This window comes from Acetobacter lovaniensis, assembly GCF_014207635.1.
Taxonomy (GTDB): Bacteria; Pseudomonadota; Alphaproteobacteria; order Acetobacterales; family Acetobacteraceae; genus Acetobacter; species Acetobacter lovaniensis.
In genome coordinates, this window is sequence record NZ_JACHIE010000043.1 from 1 (window position 1) to 2,530 (window position 2,530).

Annotated in this window: 3 protein-coding genes; all 3 read right to left on the bottom strand. The window is 58.8% G+C overall.

Translation table 11 applies throughout. The features are described 5' to 3' along the window. Positions 1-32: 32 nt before the first annotated feature. The 3 genes from tnpC to tnpA all read right to left on the bottom strand — a co-directional run bounded on the left by tnpC (position 33) and on the right by tnpA (position 2,472). Positions 33-1,622, bottom strand: coding sequence for an IS66 family transposase (gene tnpC / locus HNR55_RS16575; protein WP_166117203.1), 1,590 nt, complete (start codon positions 1,620-1,622; stop codon positions 33-35). A 65-nt stretch (positions 1,623-1,687) separates the two neighbouring features. After that, a complete protein-coding gene (tnpB, locus tag HNR55_RS16580; protein WP_061487122.1) occupies positions 1,688-2,035 on the bottom strand; it encodes an IS66 family insertion sequence element accessory protein TnpB in 348 nt (115 codons plus the stop codon). Then, positions 2,032-2,472 (bottom strand): IS66-like element accessory protein TnpA, encoded by a 441-nt coding sequence (gene tnpA, locus HNR55_RS16585; RefSeq protein WP_166117201.1) that lies wholly within the window; start codon positions 2,470-2,472, stop codon positions 2,032-2,034. The genes tnpB and tnpA overlap by 4 nt, the downstream gene beginning before the upstream one ends. Positions 2,473-2,530: the final 58 nt, after the last annotated feature.

Below are 2,530 nucleotides of genomic sequence, written 5' to 3' on the forward strand. Positions count from 1 at the left end.
GAGTAAGCATCCGGAGAGAGCCGCGAGCGTAATCAGGGTGGGATGGTATTATTGGTGAGGTGAAGGGTTTTCCAGTGCCATGGCAGGAGTTCATGGAGGCGTGGGTTTGGGATGTCGTTAATACGGGCGAGGACATCTGCGAGCCAGGCCTGAGGATCGACATCGTTCAGACGGGCGGTGACGACCAGGGAATACATGGCGGCGGCGCTCTCTCCCCCACGATCGGAGCCGGCGAACAACCAGGCTTTCCTGCCCAGAGCTATACCGCGCAGAGCGCGTTCTGCCGCATTATTCGTCAGACAGATCCGGCCGTCTTCAAGAAATGCCGTGAATGTATCGACACGCCTGAGAAAATAGGTCATGGCCTGGGCAAGAGGGTTTTTGGACGACATGCGCCGGCAGGTATCGCGCATCCAGTTGAAGAGATCCGTCACCAGTGGGGTGATGCTCTGCTGGCGGATGGCCAGCCGATGCGCGGCGGAACGGCCGTTGATCGCGCGTTCGGCGTCGAAGATGGCGTCGATCCGGCGCACGGCCTCTATGGCGAGTGGCGCCTTGTCCTTTTCAGCAATCTTGAACAATCCCCGGCGTCCATGCGCCCAGCAGCCGGCCGGAACAACAGGCGCGGGCTGACGTCCCGGCTTTGCCAGGTAGGTGTATCCGCCATAGGCGTCTGATTGCAGGATTCCGGTCCAGCCGGTGAGATGGTCGGCCGGATGTTCACCTTTGCGGTCTCGGGAGTAGCGGAACCACACGGCTGGGGGCGCGAGGCCGCCAAATGGGGCATCGTCGCGCACATAATTCCACAATCGTCCGGTCACGGTGCGCCCCTTCGCCAGTACCGGCACTGTGGTGTCGTCCGCATGCAGACGCTGGGCTGCCAGCACATGTGCCCGGATCAGCGCGTTCAGAGGGGCCAGCGTTGCAGTGCAGGCTCCTACCCAGTCGGCCAGAGTGGAGGTATCAAGATCAATCCCTTCGCGCGCAAAGGCATCACTCTGCCGGTTCAGAGGCAGATGCTGAAGATACTTGTCACACAGAATACCCGCCAGCAGTTTTGGCCCTGCACGCCCCCGTGCAATCGGGTAGAAAGGCGCTGGTGGCTGGGTGATGCTCTCGCAGTCCCGGCAGGTGAACTTCTCCCGTACTGTCTGGATGACCTTGAACTGGCGTGGGATCACTTCCAGCGTCTCAGTGATACTTTCGCCCAGTTTACTCAGGCGCGTCCCGCCACAGCACGGACACTGTGTTGGCGCAGGAAGAACCACCCGTTCACGGGGCAGGTCGGCGGGTAAGGGTTGCCGACCGCGGTTATTCCGCGGTGCTGTTGCGCGGACAGCGGGGTCCGCCGCATTTTCGGACGTGTCTTCGGCTTGCGTTGTTTCCAGCTCCTCCAGCTCAAGTTCCAGCTGGTTCAGCAGGCGCCGCCCCCGTTCCGAGGATGTCCCGAAGCGGTCCTGACGCATCCGCGCAATAAGATGTTTAAGATGGGCAATCTGGGCTTCGGCGCTGACTGCTCGGGCTTCAGCGTCTGTGGCCCGGGTTTCGGCGGCACGGGCACGCGCCTCGGCGGCAGCAAGTGCCGCACGTAAAACCGTCATGTCATCCATGCTTCCCGTCATGAAAAACAGTTCAGCATAAAACCGTTCAAAAGGGTACAGGACTATGACACCCGCTCCCCTTTTTGTTATCCCGCCAGTTCAGGCCGCCATGTTTTCTGCGGATTACGCCAGTCGATCCCTTCGAGAAGGCAACTTAATTGTGAGGCACTCAGATGGAGGGCCCCGTCCTTTGCCGAGGGCCAGATAAAATACCCACGTTCAATCCGTTTCGCATAAAGCGACAGTCCAATCCCGTCATGCCAGATCAGTTTTACCAGATCGCCGCGCCGACCCCGGAAGACAAAAACATCACCAACATAGGGGTCTTTCCCCAGAAACTGTTGAACTTTCAAAGCCAGACCGGGCATGCCAAGGCGCATGTCTGTCGTCCCCGCCGCCAGCCATATCTTCAGGCCAGAGGGAAGATGGATCATGAGCGTAAAACCTGAAGGAGTTTACGCAGATCTTCAATCGCGATCCGGCTGTCAACCATCAGCTTCTCGCCACCAGGGAAAAGAATGCTGGCTTCATGTCCACTCCTGCAGGACGGGTTTCCTCCCAGCCCTTCAACAGGGGATGTCACATGAACCGGCACAAAAGAAAGCTGCTCTTTAGCAGACGGGGTTACGAAACCCAGTTTCTGCCGCCATCGGTAAACGACGCTGACATGGACACCAAACTGGCGCGCAATAGCACGGACTGACTGACCGGCTTCATAGGACGCCAGCACAACCCGACGCCTGAACGTGTCATCATAGGCCCGGCGCCGTTCGCCAACAATTTCAATAACCGGATGAAGGGCTCGCGGCGATTGTGTCGCTGCGACATTCGCTGCGACACAAGCATCATTCTGTTCTGATCGCTCTGTCATGAACAAAGCACATCACCACACCATAAACTCAACAAGGCGTCTCACACCGGAAGCTTAC